Genomic DNA, 17,631 nt, shown 5'->3' on the forward strand with positions numbered 1-17,631 from the left:
CTCCTGCAGGAGTCTCGTCCCTTCCGCGCAAATCAACAGAGTGCAAATATCAATATTTTAGCTTTAAACAAGGCCTATTCTAAAACAGGCAGTGTACCTACACTGCCGTTTTACACCCAGCTATTATTTTTTAGTTTTTTTGTATAAGTCATTGATTTCTTTAATATAATCGTCTCCGCCAGTGCTACGCCATAATTTGATCGCATCTTTGAATCCGGCTTCATCAATTTGTCCAACAATAAACTTCGTACGCGCATCATTGATAATATTGTCTAACTGCTGCCCTTTTTGAGCGTAAACTTCAGAAAGGAAAGATTCAGCTGGATTTGGAACAACAATTTTTTCATTTTCTTTCAGGATTACCTGCTCTTTTTCTCTTACAGGTGTCATTTCTGGTTTAATGAATCGGTCCTCAGGAATACCCATATGGAATTGGTTCAAATCAGTAAACTCATTAATAAGTGCTTGATCGTTGTTTGTAAGTAGAACTAATTTACCATCCTTAACTTCATAATGGCGGCCTTCTATACCGTTGTAAGCTAGTTTTTGTGACTCTTCTTCATTCACTTTGTCTAAGAAAGTAAGTACTTGCTTTAGCTCTTTTTCTGTTTTTACACTTGATTTAGGGATAGCAAGCAAGCCTGAATATCCAGCTGTCGGCAGAGAACGAAGACCCTTTGGCCCTTCGACTGCACCTAAAATATCAATTGGTTCTTTTAATGAAGGATCTGCTTTTTTCAAGTCTTCATCTGCACGGCGCCCGCGGTCAAGTACGTCTACAATAACCCCCGCTTGTCCGTTTAATAATGGATCTCCCCATTTTTGCGGATCCATGACTGCAAAGTCTTCATTGATTAGTTTTTCATCATACAATTTCTTGAAGAATTTTAATGCGTTCATATATTCGTCGCTCATGAAGTCAGGCTCAAGCTTGCCATTCTTTTCACCCCATTTATTTGGAGCACCGAACCAAATTTGCATTATATCCCATGGGCCATTATATTTTGAAACAACCATTCCATATGTGTCATCCTTGCCATTACCATCCGGATCATTATGTGTGAATGCCTTTAATACATTATAGAAATCATCAATGGTTTTTGGCGTTTCTAACCCTACATTATTTAACCAATCGCTGCGGAATGTTACCCCTAATCTTCCAAGTGGACGGGCACGATAAATACCGTAAGTTTTTCCATCTATTGCACTATTTTGCAGTGTAATTTCATTCGCTTTACTTAAATTTGGGTAATCCTTTAGATATGGTCCAAGCTCCCAGAATGCGCCATCACGAACAGCACTAACAAAACTAGGAATCTTAGAAGGGATCATCATGACATCTGGAAGGTCACCAGATGCTAATGTAATGTTTAACTTATCTTGATAGGCACTGTCTAATACCCAATTCATAGTAATATTCGTATTTGTAAACTTTTCTAATTCCTTTAAAACGGGGCTGTCATCAGATGGTGGATCTGGTGTATACGCCGTTGTCATAATTCTAATCTCATTTTTTGAGTCTTTTTCATCTTTACTCTTACTTCTAGAAGTTTCGGAATCACTGCATGCAGCTAATGAAAATAATAAAGCGGCAGAAATAGCGGGAATGGCAACTTTTTTACCAAATAACCTTTTCTTTATTCTTTTTTTCATTTTTTTACCCCCATTATTATGTTTATACAGTTTTACATCTTGTTCAGCTCATTCACCATTCGGGTTTGAGTTAATGAATAACTTTCTAACCAAAATGTAAACCGCTTTCACTTTTCTGACAATTACATTTTTTTGTACCTGAGAAAACCTTGATTTCATCAAGTTCCTACCCTATTTCAACACTTTATTGTCGAATTAATACTTTCTTGAACATCCTGATTTGACAGGTACTCACCGATTAATTCCAATGAAACAATAGTGTTCAGACACCATTGTGAGGTTGTATTGGTTGTAATGCTTGGAATTTCGGTTATTTCCCTCCACGTGCTAATTTCCTCCATTTTAATTGGCAGCACCATTTGACTTATTTCCTCATTTAGCAATAAACTCCATGCTTTTTCAGCAAGCTTTGCATCTTTTTTCTTTGCTGCAGCATAAGCTACCATTCCTGAAGCAAGCATTGGCAGACTAAATAATTTATCATGCAAAATTCCATTACTTCTGTTCAACTTTTCTTCATTGCTTAGAACATAGAATTCACCAAATTCAGCGAGCATGTCTTCCCATTCTTTGTCTTCAAGAATCTCTGCTATTTCCATCCACGCCTGCGGTCCGCCGAATGCAACTACCATATGATACCCGCCTTCATTCCCGTCACCCATATGCTTTAGTGTACTTGTATCTGGATCGTAGCCAAATGTCGGCCCGGATAATAAACGGAATGGAAGCTTTTTTAATGTTTCAATACCAGAAACGATTTTGTCTTTATACTCGCCATTTTCTGTTCGCTCCCACTCTGAGAGCCAATTCGAACAAAAGGCTGCCCAATCTGGACCCACTCTCGCATGACTCTTAAACTGCTCCGTTGTATAAAACTCTCTCATAGGATCCAAGTTCAATAAAGCCTTATCAGCATCTCTAACTTCCGTTAATAAGTCTCTTGTTCTTTCGTCCGTCGTTAAAAAGTAGTAAAACTTATGAAGACCTGCCATACTAACTCTTGCTTCCTTACAACCACAGCCCCAATGACTGACATTATGCCTGGACCCTAATCCTCTATATTCACCAAAATGATAGCAATCCACTTCACTTGTATGCCTGGTCATCGCCTCTGCCATGGTAAATACATCTTCTCTGCCTGAGCGCAGGAATTTGTACCACAGCCAAATATTCGGAACAAGCTCTGTATTTTGCCACGCAAATCCCCCTAAATCATAGCGCCATTGATGACGAACTGGGTCGTATGTATGCATGACATCACCATAATTCCAAAAACCATACCATCTACGCTGTTCGATTTCTTTTTTATAAAAATTAAATGCTTCATCCAGTTGGTCCTCGATGGTTGCTTTCATCGGCGTACTTCGATCCGGCAAACTCCAAACTCCTAAAGATTTCGTGCCGTAATAATACTCTGGTTCACAAACTAACAATAATGGTGCCTGGCACTCATCACTTTTGCATACTAACATTTGATTTGTCGGTGTTTCGGTATAAAAGTGAAAAAACAGCTCACTGGTGTTTGCAATCCCCGCCGGGTCCGCTCTCAATTCATCAAATCCTTCATAGGCGGAAACAACATGTGTTTCTTTGGTGTAATGGCGTAAATCCATTGCTTCTGCGTCTGGTGACCAGAAATAAACTTTGAGTACTGCACGATCTTGACTTAAATCGTTAACTTCCAGTGATGAAGGAAACTTCTGCCAAAGGTTCTTTAAACCAATCGCAACACCACTGTCCGTACCGCCCACATACATTAATCCTTTTGCTCTCTTACCATGCGTTGACTCTACCCAGGAGTGCTCTTCATTTGTTCGTTTAACAATGCGATAATGGTCAGAAGAATCCTGAGAGATTTTGAAATCATTCCAGATTGCATTTTGTTCAGCATGCTCTAGGATGGCAGCATGATTTTCAGTAAGAGTGACCACTTCTCCGTTAATCTGTTTTTCATATAATCCGCCTGCATTTCGGTGCCTTCTTGTCAGTAATAACTGTGACGGCTCAGAATAAATCCCAGAATCACCTGTAAATCGCACATTCCGATTATATGGTTTCCCCGATAACGGCACACATAGTTCAAGTCCTACGCCTTTAATAAAGTCTTCATTGGGATTTCCATCATAAAAGAGTGTATGGACAGCACAAATAGATGAAGTATCACGGTAAAAATAAAGCCTTAAAACAAACGGCAGTAATGGCTCTTTTCCAAATACGTTTTGATGATTTCCTTCAATTTTAATTACACTTCTTAATGGTCCTTTTTGTTCAATCCTTACACTCTTAATCTCACTTTGCAGTGGTTCTTCCCTGGCAATTTTTATTCCATTCTCTTTACTGCGTGACTCTCTTAATGCTATTAATCTGCCATTTTCACTGATTGTTTTTGTCCCTATTCTTACGTTTTTGATAATAGTGCTGCCTTGTTTGTTTATGGTCACGCTAATTTCACCAGTATCAATTTCAATTGTTTTATCTGTTTCGTTAGCCATTAACGTGCTGCTGTTATCCTGCTTCTCGTTATTGATACTAAGTTCATAGCTATCACTTTTTTCTTCCAAAACCGCAGCATGTCCAGTCCACTTAACACTTCCATCAGGCCAATAGGCCATTGGCCAGTTTTGTATAGGAATCTCTAGCCCGCTGCTATCCTGTAGAGTAAGCAATTGGTTTCGATCAAGTTCTCCCTTTTTCCATGGAACGCCCCATGAAACCCCTGCTTTTTCAGATGGCTTTTTGTTTAACCATTTTAATTTCATATCTTATCCTCCTATTCTTTCACTAACTTTCCATCTATTAGTTGTGGCAGACTTTCAAATTCAGGAACGTCGACCACGTATATGTTGCCGTATCCATTACGATCGGAGGTGAACAACACTTGATTACCGTCATGGCTCAAACGTGGATGTACATGGAGCTGTTGTACTTGGAAACTTCCTCGGTGCTTACATAAAATCCGCGGCCCATCCATTCCATCGCATGTTTTCTTCCACAAGAAAATACAATCCTGATACCTCTCACCATGGTAGGCGCTAGACTGCTGTCCGTCCCCCACAATTATCTCTGAATCATTCGAGTGAATGTGCATATTTTGATAGGGAAATTCAAACTCCTGCGTCTCGGAATTATCAAATTTTGTGTAACCGAGAAATTTACCATCTTTCCGATCTAGTGATTCAGTAAATCCGTGATAGCCAATATGAAGACCATCACGATGCCAATATTCGTGACCGGCAAACTGGTTTGGTTCTCCTTCTCGTATCTTCCAAACCTCCCCAGTGTCGATATTCATTGCCCAAATTCTATGATCCACCTTTTCCCACGGACCTTCATGGCAGAATGTAATCAGATGAGGCTGTGTTGGTGATGCATTCACATGGCCAATCCAGCGTTTTTCTTCATGAATCACTTTAGTTTCCCCTGTCTCAAAGGTTAGCAGACAAATCTGGCAATGTGGCCGTGCTGCTTCCGTTTCCTCAAAGCCTACATATCCACCCGAAAGATTACTTTGAATAGTTTTAGATAAATCCTCTGAAAGACCGAAGCATAAATGCTTGCCATCTGCCGTACAACTAAGATTGCTAAAGTTATAACCTTCTGGCAGATTGAAGATAATTCTTTCTTCCAGTGTATCTAGATTAATAGCTGTAATACTATTTGCTAATGTAAAGTAAGCTTCGTTTTTAGCGGGATTAATATAGGTTCCTTGAATTCCCTTAGGCGTTTTTGGGTCAAGATCTGTTAGTTGTGTTAATTCGCCATTTGTTAGATCCAAACTATAGAGATTTGAAGCATTGTCCCGATCTGAACAAATTAATAATTTTGTTCCATTGTCATACCATCCATCATTTGTAAAATATAGATGAAAGCTATGTGCCAGATAATCGGTTAATTGTGTAATCCTTGTACCTGAAATTGGATCAGTAAATTCATTAAACTCAGCTGGCCATTTTTTCCCTTTTCCCATCTACTACTCCTCATTTCTTTTAAATAATGATTTATCTATTACCTACCTTAAATTCGTTCTTTATTTCCATCAATAATACATTTTTGCTTACAGCCTTTATCAACAATTGAATTATTCTATAAAAAAAGACCATCACCTGAACTTACAGATGATGGCCATTATTCACGTCTAGTTCATAGACTATATACCTTTTCCTACTCCAAATAAAATACTTGCTTTAATTCTGTTGAAACGGGGCTGTTATCCTCATTTGTTTCCATGATATCCTTCATATAGGCCCACCATTTCTGACAAATTTCAGTCTGCGACATCGCATTCCACTTTTCTTCACTCTCAATCTCTACATAGGCAAATAAGTTATTTGTCTTAGAATCTAAGAAAATCGAATAATGATGTGCCCCATGGTTCTTTAATTCAACTTCCATTTCCGGCCATAATTCATCATGGCGTTTTTTATATTCATCATGACAGCCTTCAAACACTTTCATTACAGATGCCTTTCGAATCATATCTATTTCCTCCCATTACCATTACATTTGTTTGAATTGAATTATTCTATATTCAAATTTACCAATCTCAAGCTTGCCGGCTTCAATAACCGTATTAGTCTGTAGATCTACTCCTTGCTGTTGAAGAGTAACACTTCCGCCATTTCCGTCCATATTGATGACGAACCAAACCGTAAAGTCTTCTCCCTGACGCGGTGCAACAATAGTCCCTTGGGTTACATCACTTCTTAATGTAACATTGGCTTCCTCAGAATAGTGATGGACTAGTTTTTGCAGCAGCAAATCACCGCTCTCACCGATTGGCATAGACCCAAGCATTACAATTTTTCCTCCACCAAGCTTATGCTCTGTTATAAATGATTTCCCTTTAGCAAGACCCTCTTCTATCACACCTACAGAAGTATCGGAATTCGCCTCAAATACTGAACTCCACATTCCTAATGGTGCAGAGATATCAAATGCACGTCCTACAGTTCCGGAATCATCCATAGGGAATGTATATAGGACTTCAACACCTGCTGTTTTTTCAAGTTCTCCTAATGCACAGTCGGTATGGACGGTATGATTTTCTGTTCGTCCCCCTGTTAGTGGACCAACAATCCAAATTCCGCCCTTTTCAACAAACTCCCGCGCCCTGGCAATATATTCTGATGATAAATAGTGGATATATGGCGTAAATAATACCTTATAGCCCTCTAGGTCTGCACCTTCAGGAATCACATCACGATGGATACCCATGTTTAAAATACGTTTGTAAAAATCAGTCACCAAACTTCGATGATTTAAATTACGATGTGATTCTGTTTTTAAGAATGCTTTTCCACGATCAGAGTACGTGATGGCCACTTCTGCCTGACTCGGTGCTGTCGATAAAACGATTGGTTCAATTTCATTTTTCAAATCTGCCACTTCTAACACATTTTCATAGCCAACAGTTGGTTTCCCCCAAGCACTCAGAACGCTGCCATGCGGCTGTTCACATCCGGCACGCTGCTGCCTCCAGAGCCAATAACAAAAAGCTTCTGCTCCTAATGCGTACGCCGCTGCTGCTTCAACCTTTAAATAACCATTAGGATGTGGTGCTGCATAGCTTGCCAGCGATGCAGCATAGGATGGACTTGTTTCCATTACCCAGAAACCTCTATCCTTTTTAAAGTTTCTCCACAAATCACTGTTGATTAAGTAAGCTGGGAAGTTCTCAATGGTTGCATATGTATCAAATGAAGCAAAATCAAGGTTTTTAAAAATTCTTTCGTTATCTACACTGAAAAAAACAGAGCTATTATGCGTAATGGGTGCACTTGAATATTTTCTGATGATCTCAGCTTGTCCATCAGAAAACTCTGCAATTTTCTCCATTGAAAATAATTGGTACATGGTATGCAGCGATGAATTGTGTAAAAATGGTGCTGGTCCTGGCTGTGGTACCTGATCAAAGCTATGATAATATTCGCTCCAAATTTTGGTTCCCCATGCTTCATTTAGGTTTTCTACTGTTTCGTAGCGCTGCTTTAACCAAACATGCCATAAATCTTTACAGGTATGACACATACATTCGCTGACATGACATTTAAACTCATTATCGATTTGCCAGCCAATTACTCCAGGCAAACTTCCTACTTCTTTTGCAATATTTTCGGTTATCAGTGCTGCTCTTTCCCTAAAATAAGGATGGTTCGTACAGGCATGCTGCCTTGAACCATGCCCCATTACTTTCCCATCACGATCCACATACATCCGCTCGGGATGACCGTGGGAGTACCAGATAGGTGGTGTAGGGGTTGGTGTACACATAACGGTTTCGATACCATTTTCATAAAGCTTGTTAATAATATTCTTAAAAAAGCTCAGAGCAAATTTTCCTTCTTCCGGCTCCATGGATGCCCAGGCAAATTCACCGATTCTGACGACATTGATACCAGTCTTTTTCATTTCTATTATATCTTCTTCTATTACTCTTTCATCCCATAGCTCCGGGTAATATGCCGCACCATGATATAATTTTTTGCCCATGCTACTTTCACCTCTTGTTGTTTGATTGTCTATTAAACGATCCCTTAATAAACGGGACAATGGGTAATTGTAATTCTTTTATTCCTTCTATTACTAGCTTTCCAACTTCCCTTGCTCCGTGTTCACAAAAGTGCGTATTATCCTCTATCCCATCTGGGTAATTTGGATGTTCATTTGCTTCAAACATAGTAAACAATTGTTTTGAACCCTCCGGACCCAATGATTGATAAAGCTTTTCTGTTTTTTCCCAAAGATTAATGAGCTGGACGTCCATTCTCTCAGCAAGCTGTATCATAGCGCTTGGATAGTCTCCGAGTGTATTGACTAACCGACCCTCTTCATCAAAATTTCTCCGGTGAACAGAAGTAACTAAAATGGGGGTAGCCCCTTTCTTCCTCGCCCCATTGACATATTCCGTCAAATTAGCCTGATAAGTTGTATAGGGCTGGGTGCCAAAAGACTTTTGATCGTTATGGCCAAATTGGATAAACAGATAATCGTTTGGTTGAATAAATGCAAGGATGGTATCTAAATATCCTTGTTCCATAAAGGTATTGGTACTTGCTCCACCTTTTGCAAAGTTGTGAACCTTAACTTCTTCGGTAAAAAAAGATTGAAACATTTGCCCCCAGCCTGCCATCGGTGCCTCATACCGCGGACAGCTTGCCACGGTAGAGTCACCTGCTAAGAAGATATTAATCAATGATTATACACTCCTTATAAATATAATTTATTAGGTTGGTTTTGATTTTCTTGGTTAGGTTTATGTTTCACTTCATATATTTTCGGTGTCGGCGGTTTTTCCATGTTATGTCCAAGGAAGAAACCTGGATGCGGAGGCTGATTATATGCAACATTCTGCCAGGCAATACCTAATCTGTAAGTAGGGTCATGCATAAGTGTATAAATACGATGATCGGTTATATCCGTCGTAGTATAGATCCTTAGTGCTGTACTATCATCTGTCCGCCAAATCACTTCTTCCCGCCAATCACCAAAAATATCAGCCTGTAGGCATGGGTTCCCTTTTGTGCCGTTATTAGACCTGGTGCCATCTGCTGTAAGGATATTAACTAGTTTGCCATTTTGATAATCCCATTTGTCGATTTTCCCAACACCAATCCCTGTTTCCTCATCGTAGTCATGGTCAAGCAATTCTCTCAGTAAATCTCCATCCCACCAAATGGCAAAGTTAAACGATTGTGGATTCGTTTCAGAGATTTTCTCCCCAGAACTACTATATAATCCAGCGCCTCCCGTTTTCCAATGGGTAGAAGACCAAACCTCAACACCCTCATACCGCGGGTCAATATCTGCAGCCATGCCTCTTCCTACATCTTCGATTGATGGGATTCCCCATAGGATTTCTCCTGTTTTCGCATCATGGATTTCTGTCCCATTTTCTTGCGGAATCTCATGAACTTGGAAGATTTCTAGTCCTTGCCTGCTTGGAATAAGATTTCCTACATGGATCGCATCGCCATGACCAAGTCCCGTTGTATATAATCCTAGTCCATTATGATCAATGACACAGGAACCATAGATAATTTCATCTTTCCCGTCTTCATCAACATCCGCTACACTGACACTATGATTCCCCTGCCCTGAATAACCTTCATTCCCTGACTCAAGACTATCAAACTTCCAAACTTTCGTTAGTTCACCATCCCGCCAATTATAGGCAGCCAATACTGCTCTCGTGTAATAACCACGGCACATCACAAGACTAGGCTTTACTCCATCAAGATAGGCAACACAGGCAAGAAAACGGTCCACTCGATTTCCTTCCTCATCGCCCCAATCTGACCCTTTTCCTCTAGGCGGATCATAATCGGTAGTGACTAATTCTTTCCCTGTTGGGCCTTCAAAAATGGTTAAATACTCAGGTCCCTCTAGGATAAAACCTTCTGAATTACGAAAATCAGCATTTGCATCCCCGATTATTTTCCCTTGTCCGTCAACCGTACCATCTGCTGTTTTGCAGGCAATTTCAGCCTTGCCATCTCCATCAAAATCATAGACGAGAAACTGAGTATAATGAGCACCAGCGCGAATATTTCTTCCTAGGTCGATTCTCCACAAATGCGTTCCATTTAGTTTATAGGCATCCAGATATACATTCCCCGTATAACCTTTATGGGCATTATCATGGGAATTGGATGGATCCCATTTTAGGATGATTTCATACTCGCCATCCCCATCGACATCCCCTACACTTGCATCATTCGCGTGATAGGTGAACTCTATTCCATCTGGTGAAATTCCGCCCTCCGGTTTATTAAGTGGAACAGTCAGATAATTAGTATCCCAAACCGTCGCCTTTTCAGATGGGAGTTGTTCCACTCCACCTAACAGTGCACAGATATAATAAGTAGAATCTGAAGTACCATTAATATCCAGAAAATTGGTACTGGTTTTAATAGGGGTTTGATTTACTTTTTGATCATCACGGTAAACATTGAAAGTTATTTCTTCAGGGTCTGTTCCAAACAAACGCCATCCAATATAAACACCCTTTTCAACCTTAACGGCAACCAAGCCCCGATTTAAACTTTCCATCTGACGATATTTTTCCATTTGTACAATCCCTCCTAAAGTGTAGCTGTAACAGTAGGGTAATGTACCCTGTAATTTTCAGCAATCGTCATTTTTTGATTCTATTGTTTTTACACTTTAGACATTCTTGTAAGGTTGCACTTTTTTGTATAATAGCGACCATCCCCTATCACTGAAGGAATTTTTCAGCTAATCTTTTTCCAAGTTCATCGTCAGACAAAGGGTTACGGTGGGTATTCTCCAGATAAATATATTTTTCTGTTTCCGGCATAAGGTACTCTTTGTACCATAAAAAGAAATCAGGACTGTCGCCTTGCATTCTTAGAAATTTACGCAGTGCTTCCAATGAATAAATGGTACTGTCTATGTTTGTTAACCAATCTGCATAATAAAAATTTTCCCATTTTCCATGCTCTGCACGTCTTAAAGCTTGTTTACATTCCCTGTAAGAGTTAATCGATTCTGAGGCATGGACAAAAGCAAGTGGATATTCTTTTTTTGTAAAAGAAATATAAGCTTTACATAGAGAGATAAAACCATTACAGCCGAAGGCATGTAATTCCGCTTGCAGCAGAAGTTGATCCGAAAACCTCTGCTTATCTTCTTTTGGCAGCTGCAAAGAAATCTTACGACACTGTTTTAAATACTCTTCCCAGCCTGCTAGTCCCTGCTCACATTTTTCCATGAACCATTCCACTTGATCGGTAAACGGGATTTCACCTGTCGCCCAGTATAGTTTTTCCATTGGAGTATCCGTTTTTCCTTGAAGCCAATGTCCAATAATTTTTCTTGCTGGATGGTGATAAAATTCGTCCCCTGCTTTATCATCTGGATGAGGGCCATAGGGTATTGTTTGTTCAAAATAGCTTTTGTACAGCTCTACAATTTCTTTGTGTTTTGTTGTATATAAACGCTTACTATACGATTGCAAATGTTCCTCAATATTTATCGTGCCGTTATTCCATAATTCACTCACAATATCCAGCGGGTAAAGATGCATGCGGATATTACCGCTGTTGAGCAGTAAGTAGGATACAGCACCGGCATCAAATGCCTTTTCAAGCTCCTCTTTGATCAATTCTGGCGGAGAGGGAAACATCGTCAAATGATTCGAAGCCTGGAGATCATGGAAGGTTATATGATAATAAAGTCCATGCTCTCCTGTGTCATTGGTTGCTGGCAGAGAAGGGATTCGGTAATTTTCATTTCCCTGTCTTCGGGTTACCATTTTGCCATACCCATTATCAGCCCATATTTTAATTACCCCTTCAGGCACCTTTACATGCCCAGCTTTGTATAATTCAGATATTTCTCCATACAAGGCCATGGAATAGACAGGGTTATCTACTGATTGACTAATCATTTCATACTGCCGCTGCACAACCTTTGAAATCATCGCACCTCTCTTTTCAGGGGTATCAAATTCCGGATCGTAATGCCAAAAAGGAGCATCCCCCTGTCCGCGAAAGGAAAGGACCCAGACAATTTTCTCATCCTTTTGCTTCTCAATGGCCTCTTGCCATAATGACTCAAATAACTCTGGATTTTGTTTGTAGCTGGGTTTCTTACCTGGAAAGGCACGTAAAAACATTTCTGCTCCTAACGGTTCAGCGTGATGGTGCGTCACCCATAAACCCATTTCTGCTGCTAACTCTGCATGGATACCATCTTTTGGGAGATCAGTACCAGGGATCACCATATTCCCGCCGCAGCGTAATAATGTTTCAAAAACGGGATACCATATCTCTTTAGTAGGCGGGTATTCTTTCTTCCAGCCGATTAGGCAAACCTCATCATTCACAAACCAGCCGCGGTACTTTACCTTTTTTTCCGGGGAATTAAATACTATAACTGGTATTTGTATCTCAGAACGTTGTTGTATCGGTAATTCAGCCCAGAACCAAAAAGGATCCACTCCTAGATATTGATGGCTATAATGCAGCAATCCATATATAATTCCTAAATCGTCATAGCCTACGATGTGAAAAGAAAGTTTTTCGGCATTTTCTATGAAGCGAAAGCCATAGGCTTCTGGTTTTTCAGGACATTCCTCATGATTTGAGGCATATCGTACCACAATATCTGCGGTCTCTGTATTTGATGAAATGAGATTTGGGACTTTCCCAAATACCTTTTCGTGATCTCTCACAATCATGTCGACTGCATGTCTGACTGGCAGGCTGCAATTTTCTGGCAGAGAAATGGTGGAATCACCATTGATTACTACATTGAAATGCCTCAAAATTATTCCTCCTATTAATTGATTTCTAGGAATCTATTACTTCGTTCCTTTAAGTTGTTCTATCTGAAAAAATAACCTGTGGAACATCCAGCTATCCCACAGGTTATCTTTTACTCTTGTCTTTTTTCTCTTTTTAATAATAGTGATAAAAAGGCAAGTGCTAACCCTTGTCCCCATCCTTGTACCCGTTTATAAGGGACATTTTTGTACCCATCTGCATCATGCATAACAGCCGTTCCAGCTGAAACACCCATAACAGAACCATCTTCTCTGATTTGGTTGAGAATGGCTCCAAAAGCTTTTTGAGTATATTTATTGTATAGTTTTCCAGTGGTTAATAATGCTGCAGCAATTCCTGCAGAACCAGAGGTTTCTAAATAAGAATCTGGGTCATCTAAGATTGTATGCCAAAGTCCAGAATCTGATTGTAATCTTACTAGTGCGCTTAACTGATCACGCAGCGAACCATGTATTACCATATAGGACGGATGCTGCACTTCAATAAGTTCAAGTGCCCTAGCCATCGTATAAGCAGCCCAGCTGTTTCCCCTCGCCCAGAAAATACCTGACATATGATTTTGCGCCAAGTTATCCCAGCCATGATAATACAGGTTTGTCCGATCATCCTGAAGAAAATTTTCATGACCATGGTATTGCTTTAATCCAAAATTGAAATAATCTTCCCTGTCTAACAGATTGCCGATTCTTAAAAGGAAATATCCAGCCATAAACATGGTGTCTACCCATGCCTGCTCAGGGAATTGATATTTTGTGCCATTTACTGTATGCTGCAAGACCCCATCAGCAAAGCGCTCGGCATCATTCAGCAGATAATCTGCCATTTTTATTGCTGTGTCTAAATACTTTTCATCATTGGTCGCTTTGTATAGAGTTAATAGAACGTGCCCAATCGAGGAAGCATTAACCGTTAACTTTGGCAGCCCATCCTCTAATTCTGCATCAACCCATTCCTTAATTCCTTGAAGATATTGCTCGTCACCGGTTGCTTCATATGCTTCAGCAATACCATAAAAAGCAACTCCTCCCGGCCAATCCCAACTAAAATCCATATTAAATGTTCTCTCAACAACCCGATCAATTGCCTGTGATACCTTGTTTTGCTCAAGAACTAACTGTGGCATACATATCCTCCTTTTTCTGGTAAAAAGTTCCGAAGAACCACCTGTTTAGTCCCCGCTACCTTGACTTTTCGGGTTCACCGGTAACTAAATAAAACACCTCTTTGATTCCCGCTCCCTTGATATTTCGAGTTCACCGGTAACCAAATGCTCTAGAAAACAGCCTTGGGCAAAGAAAGGTCAACTTCACTTTTTAATAAATCATTTATTTTCATTGGCTTATTTTCTTTAACAGACCGCCATACACCCTCACCAACTGCAATGGAGTATGCTCCTGCCTCTGCACCCGCTAAAATAGGATATGGGCGATTTTGATCTACTCCCAAGAAAAGGTCTTCCAATAAAACAGGGTCTCCGCCGCCGTGGCCTCCTCCCGTTTGGAGCACATGAATAATCTCCTTTGCTCCGCCAAATAATGGGTAGAATTCAATCGTTTGTTCTGGAACGGAGAATGGAATCCGGCTTGGTTCATGGAACTCAGTCGTTTCAATTCTTCCTTTCGTTCCGTTAATCGCTAAACGGTAACCTTCATATGGAAGTGAGAAATTTACGGAATAGCTTAAAAATGCTCCTTTATCATACTTCACAGTGGCAACATAAGTATCTTCGATTTCGATTTCGTGATCAAAGATACAGGAATCTGGACGATAATAAGTATAATTTTGTGCCGACTTTTCAATGCTATCTGCTTTAATATGATCGTCTTTAACAGCAATATTATTTCGGCGGTTTGACCAGCGCATATAGTATTCACACGAGAGTTTCTCTTCACAGGTACTACAATATCGGTTGTCTGTCGGGCTTGGATTGAATTCTCCGTCTTTACCGAAATAATTTAATGCACCGTATGCAAACACTTCTTCTGGATTCTGATCAAGCCACCAATTTACTAGGTCAAAATGGTGTGTGGATTTATGAATGGATAAGCCGCCTGAAAAATTTCGGTTTCGGTTCCATCTTTTAAAATAGCTCGCGCCATGATAGGTATCAATATACCAATTTAGGTCAACGGAAGTGACTCTGCCGATTTTTCCTTCTAAAATAAGTTCTTTTATTTTTCGATGAAACGGATTGTAACGATAGTTAAAAGCGACAATTACTTTTCCCTTACTTTCTTTTTCTGCTTCCATTACTCTTCTAGCATCTTCAGCTTTTGTCACCATTGGCTTTTCGGTAATAACGGTTAAGTTATTCTCTAAGCCTTGTAATATGTAATCAATATGGGTATCGTCTCTGCTGGTAACAATGACTGTGTCTGGATTTGTGTCATCAATCATTTGTTGGAATTGATTTGGATTGTAAGAGGGAACCGATTTTAATTCAGAAAAACTCTCATTGCAAATTTCTATTCTTCGCGGATCGGAATCAAGTACTCCAACAACTTGGTTTGTTGAACCAAATTGATGAACGATTGATTGAATAAACATTCCTAATGCTCGGTTACTAAGTCCGCAAACTACGATTCTATTCATAGTGTTTCCTCCTATTTGAATTCAAAATTTGGTTTAAAAGAAAACTCCCATTATAGTTAAGCAACAATAATGGGCAGTTATGCTTTTATTTTTCCCTTAGGAATGCGATGCTTTGGTCTATGAATGGTTCTTTTGTTTCTTCTAGAAGGATGTTTATAAAAGGTTTTTTCTTTTTTATTTCTTCTATAATATATTTATAGTTTAGTAGTCCCTTGCCTACTGCTGTTGGGACTAACTGGTTATTCTCAATAATAAAGTCTTTTGCATGCAGGATAACGACTCTCTCACCAAATAAATCCATTGCTTCTTGAAAAATTTCTTCTTGATTTTGGTAGTTATCAATCGTTAATAGATTAACCGGGTCGAGAATCACTTGTAGATTCTTAGAATTGATTGAATCTAAGAGTCTCTTCATTGCTTTCGGTGAATAAATTGGATGGTTTACACCTGCTTCTATCCCCACAATAACTCCAAACTTTTCTGCTTCCTTAACAAGTTCAGAGACACTTTCAACTACTTCTAAAAAAGGTTCTTCCTTGAAGTTCTCCTCGGTATAGAAAATTTCCGGATTTACATTTCCAGTTTCAGTCGCCACAATACTGCAGCCGAAATCTCTGGCAAAGCGGATATGCTCTTTAAAGCGCTCGATCCCTTTTCTTCTCTGAACTAAATCGGGATGAATCATATTAAAGTAGCAGCCTAATACGGCGATTTGTACATTATGCTTTGAGAATGCACTAGCTACATAACGCGCAAAACCTGGGCTCAAGCTGCCTAATTCCGTATTCACACCATCTAAGGATTTACTTAAAGCCAGCTGAACGGATGTCAGTCCTTTACCAGCTACTTCTTGTACTAACTCTTCTAATGGCAGGTTTTCAATATCATGTGCCCTAATTCCTATGTTTAACATTTTCATCCCACCTAAGTTTCTTTAGATTCTGTGATGCAGGTATTCTACTAATGCAAGGATTGCCATTGATTGTCCGTACGGCATGGCAGTAACAGGAATTTGCTTGTAAAATTCTTGCGTTTCTCCCATAGCCGTTCCAGCTGAAACATGCTGCAATTCACCGGTTTCATCGATATTCTCAATAACTGCCTTTATAGCTTTTAATCCCATATCACTGTATTTCTTTCCGACATAGCGTTTACGGACTGATCTTAATGTTCCAAAAGCAAAACCAGCTGTGCAGGATGCCTCAACATAAGAAGTGGGATCGAGCAGAAGTGTATGCCACAAACCGTTTTCATTTTGACAGGTTTCGAGTGCTTCTAATTGTCTTTCTAAGGTGTCGATTAAGATTTGACGAACTGGATCTTTTTCATTTAATTCAACTAAATCTAGGAATTCGGGAATTGCAATGGTTACCCATGAGTTCCCACGTCCCCATAGTGCTTCTGCAAAATTGTGATTTCCCTCAAACGTCCAGCCATGGAACCAAAGGCCTGTTTTCTTATCAAACAAATATTTAATATGTATTAAAAATTGCTTTTTTGCTTCTTCGATATATTCCGGTTTATTTAGCAATAAACCAATTTTCGTTAATGGCAAAACACTCATCATTAAGGTGTCGTCCCATAATTGCTGGGGATTTTCATTACCAAAAACAATATGTTGAATTCCGCCATCCTTTGTTCTTGGCATATCATGGTACAACCAGTCACCCCAGGTTTCTAAATACGGAAGGTAGGTTGGATTGCCTGTTTCTTCATACAAATATGCAAGCGTTAACATTTGTACCATCGTGTTAACGTTCTTTTCAACTGGAAGTTCTTTGAATTGATCATCAAACCACTTAACAATAATATTTAATACTTCTTCTTTTTTGGTTAATTTATAATATTTCATCATTCCATAAAGGCCAACCCCTGCGGTCCATTCCCAATAGTTGAAACTCTTATTATCAATTTTTCTTCCATCAGCAAGCGGTATAGCATATTTCCCCTCTGGGTCATTTAGGTTAACCAAGTTATCAATTAGGAGTTCAATTTTCTGTTCAATTTCTTGTCTATGCATTTATGATTTCCTCCTCAAATTTAATCAATAGTAGTAAGGATAATTTTTCAAAAAAATAGA

General features: G+C 39.5%; 12 protein-coding genes. All 12 read right to left on the reverse strand.

What is annotated here, in order from left to right; translation table 11 throughout:
• Positions 1 to 123 precede the first annotated feature (123 nt).
• Positions 124 to 1,653, reverse strand: a complete 1,530-nt coding sequence (locus QFZ31_RS12175; RefSeq protein ID WP_307303206.1) for an extracellular solute-binding protein — start codon at positions 1,651 to 1,653, stop codon at positions 124 to 126.
• Between the two features lie 176 nt (positions 1,654 to 1,829).
• On the reverse strand, positions 1,830 to 4,412 hold the full coding sequence (locus tag QFZ31_RS12180; RefSeq protein WP_307303207.1) for a hypothetical protein: 2,583 nt from the start codon (positions 4,410 to 4,412) through the stop codon (positions 1,830 to 1,832).
• A gap of 11 nt (positions 4,413 to 4,423) precedes the next feature.
• Positions 4,424 to 5,620 carry an oligogalacturonate lyase family protein gene (locus QFZ31_RS12185; RefSeq protein ID WP_307303208.1) on the reverse strand — a complete coding sequence of 399 codons (1,197 nt, stop codon included), beginning with the start codon at positions 5,618 to 5,620 and terminating at the stop codon, positions 4,424 to 4,426.
• Between the two features lie 194 nt (positions 5,621 to 5,814).
• Positions 5,815 to 6,129 carry an L-rhamnose mutarotase gene (gene rhaM, locus QFZ31_RS12190; protein ID WP_179602267.1) on the reverse strand — a complete coding sequence of 105 codons (315 nt, stop codon included), beginning with the start codon at positions 6,127 to 6,129 and terminating at the stop codon, positions 5,815 to 5,817.
• A gap of 21 nt (positions 6,130 to 6,150) precedes the next feature.
• Complete coding sequence (locus QFZ31_RS12195; RefSeq protein ID WP_307303209.1) at positions 6,151 to 8,142, reverse strand: beta-galactosidase; 1,992 nt, start codon at positions 8,140 to 8,142, stop codon at positions 6,151 to 6,153.
• A 7-nt stretch (positions 8,143 to 8,149) separates the two neighbouring features.
• Complete coding sequence (locus QFZ31_RS12200; RefSeq protein WP_307303210.1) at positions 8,150 to 8,845, reverse strand: rhamnogalacturonan acetylesterase; 696 nt, start codon at positions 8,843 to 8,845, stop codon at positions 8,150 to 8,152.
• A 14-nt stretch (positions 8,846 to 8,859) separates the two neighbouring features.
• A complete protein-coding gene (locus QFZ31_RS12205; protein ID WP_307311562.1) occupies positions 8,860 to 10,701 on the reverse strand; it encodes a rhamnogalacturonan lyase in 1,842 nt (613 codons plus the stop codon).
• A gap of 166 nt (positions 10,702 to 10,867) precedes the next feature.
• Positions 10,868 to 12,940, reverse strand: a complete 2,073-nt coding sequence (locus tag QFZ31_RS12210) for a glycosyl hydrolase 115 family protein (RefSeq protein ID WP_307303211.1) — start codon at positions 12,938 to 12,940, stop codon at positions 10,868 to 10,870.
• 110 nt (positions 12,941 to 13,050) lie between these two features.
• On the reverse strand, positions 13,051 to 14,082 hold the full coding sequence (locus QFZ31_RS12215; RefSeq protein ID WP_307303212.1) for a glycoside hydrolase family 88 protein: 1,032 nt from the start codon (positions 14,080 to 14,082) through the stop codon (positions 13,051 to 13,053).
• A gap of 149 nt (positions 14,083 to 14,231) precedes the next feature.
• Positions 14,232 to 15,551: a Gfo/Idh/MocA family protein gene (locus QFZ31_RS12220; RefSeq protein ID WP_307303213.1), complete on the reverse strand. Its 1,320-nt coding sequence runs from the start codon at positions 15,549 to 15,551 to the stop codon at positions 14,232 to 14,234.
• An 85-nt stretch (positions 15,552 to 15,636) separates the two neighbouring features.
• Entirely contained in the window at positions 15,637 to 16,464 is an 828-nt protein-coding gene (locus QFZ31_RS12225) for a sugar phosphate isomerase/epimerase family protein (RefSeq protein WP_307303214.1), read from the reverse strand.
• A gap of 21 nt (positions 16,465 to 16,485) precedes the next feature.
• Complete coding sequence (locus QFZ31_RS12230; RefSeq protein WP_307303215.1) at positions 16,486 to 17,571, reverse strand: glycoside hydrolase family 105 protein; 1,086 nt, start codon at positions 17,569 to 17,571, stop codon at positions 16,486 to 16,488.
• Positions 17,572 to 17,631 lie beyond the last annotated feature (60 nt).

It is taken from the genome of Neobacillus niacini, from assembly GCF_030817595.1.
Classification (GTDB): domain Bacteria; phylum Bacillota; class Bacilli; order Bacillales; family Cytobacillaceae; genus Neobacillus; species Neobacillus niacini_G.

Excerpts from the sequence above, each read along its gene's own strand:
- QFZ31_RS12195 (WP_307303209.1), bottom strand. The coding sequence starts at position 8,142 with ATGGGCAAAAAATTATATCATGGTGCGGCATATTACCCGGAGCTATGG.
- QFZ31_RS12180 (WP_307303207.1), bottom strand. The coding sequence starts at position 4,412 with ATGAAATTAAAATGGTTAAACAAAAAGCCATCTGAAAAAGCAGGGGTT.
- QFZ31_RS12175 (WP_307303206.1), bottom strand. The coding sequence starts at position 1,653 with ATGAAAAAAAGAATAAAGAAAAGGTTATTTGGTAAAAAAGTTGCCATT.
- QFZ31_RS12215 (WP_307303212.1), bottom strand. The coding sequence starts at position 14,082 with ATGCCACAGTTAGTTCTTGAGCAAAACAAGGTATCACAGGCAATTGAT.
- QFZ31_RS12205 (WP_307311562.1), bottom strand. The coding sequence starts at position 10,701 with ATGGAAAGTTTAAATCGGGGCTTGGTTGCCGTTAAGGTTGAAAAGGGT.
- QFZ31_RS12220 (WP_307303213.1), bottom strand. The coding sequence starts at position 15,551 with ATGAATAGAATCGTAGTTTGCGGACTTAGTAACCGAGCATTAGGAATG.
- QFZ31_RS12185 (WP_307303208.1), bottom strand. The coding sequence starts at position 5,620 with ATGGGAAAAGGGAAAAAATGGCCAGCTGAGTTTAATGAATTTACTGAT.
- QFZ31_RS12230 (WP_307303215.1), bottom strand. The coding sequence starts at position 17,571 with ATGCATAGACAAGAAATTGAACAGAAAATTGAACTCCTAATTGATAAC.
- rhaM (WP_179602267.1), bottom strand. The coding sequence starts at position 6,129 with ATGATTCGAAAGGCATCTGTAATGAAAGTGTTTGAAGGCTGTCATGAT.
- QFZ31_RS12225 (WP_307303214.1), bottom strand. The coding sequence starts at position 16,464 with ATGTTAAACATAGGAATTAGGGCACATGATATTGAAAACCTGCCATTA.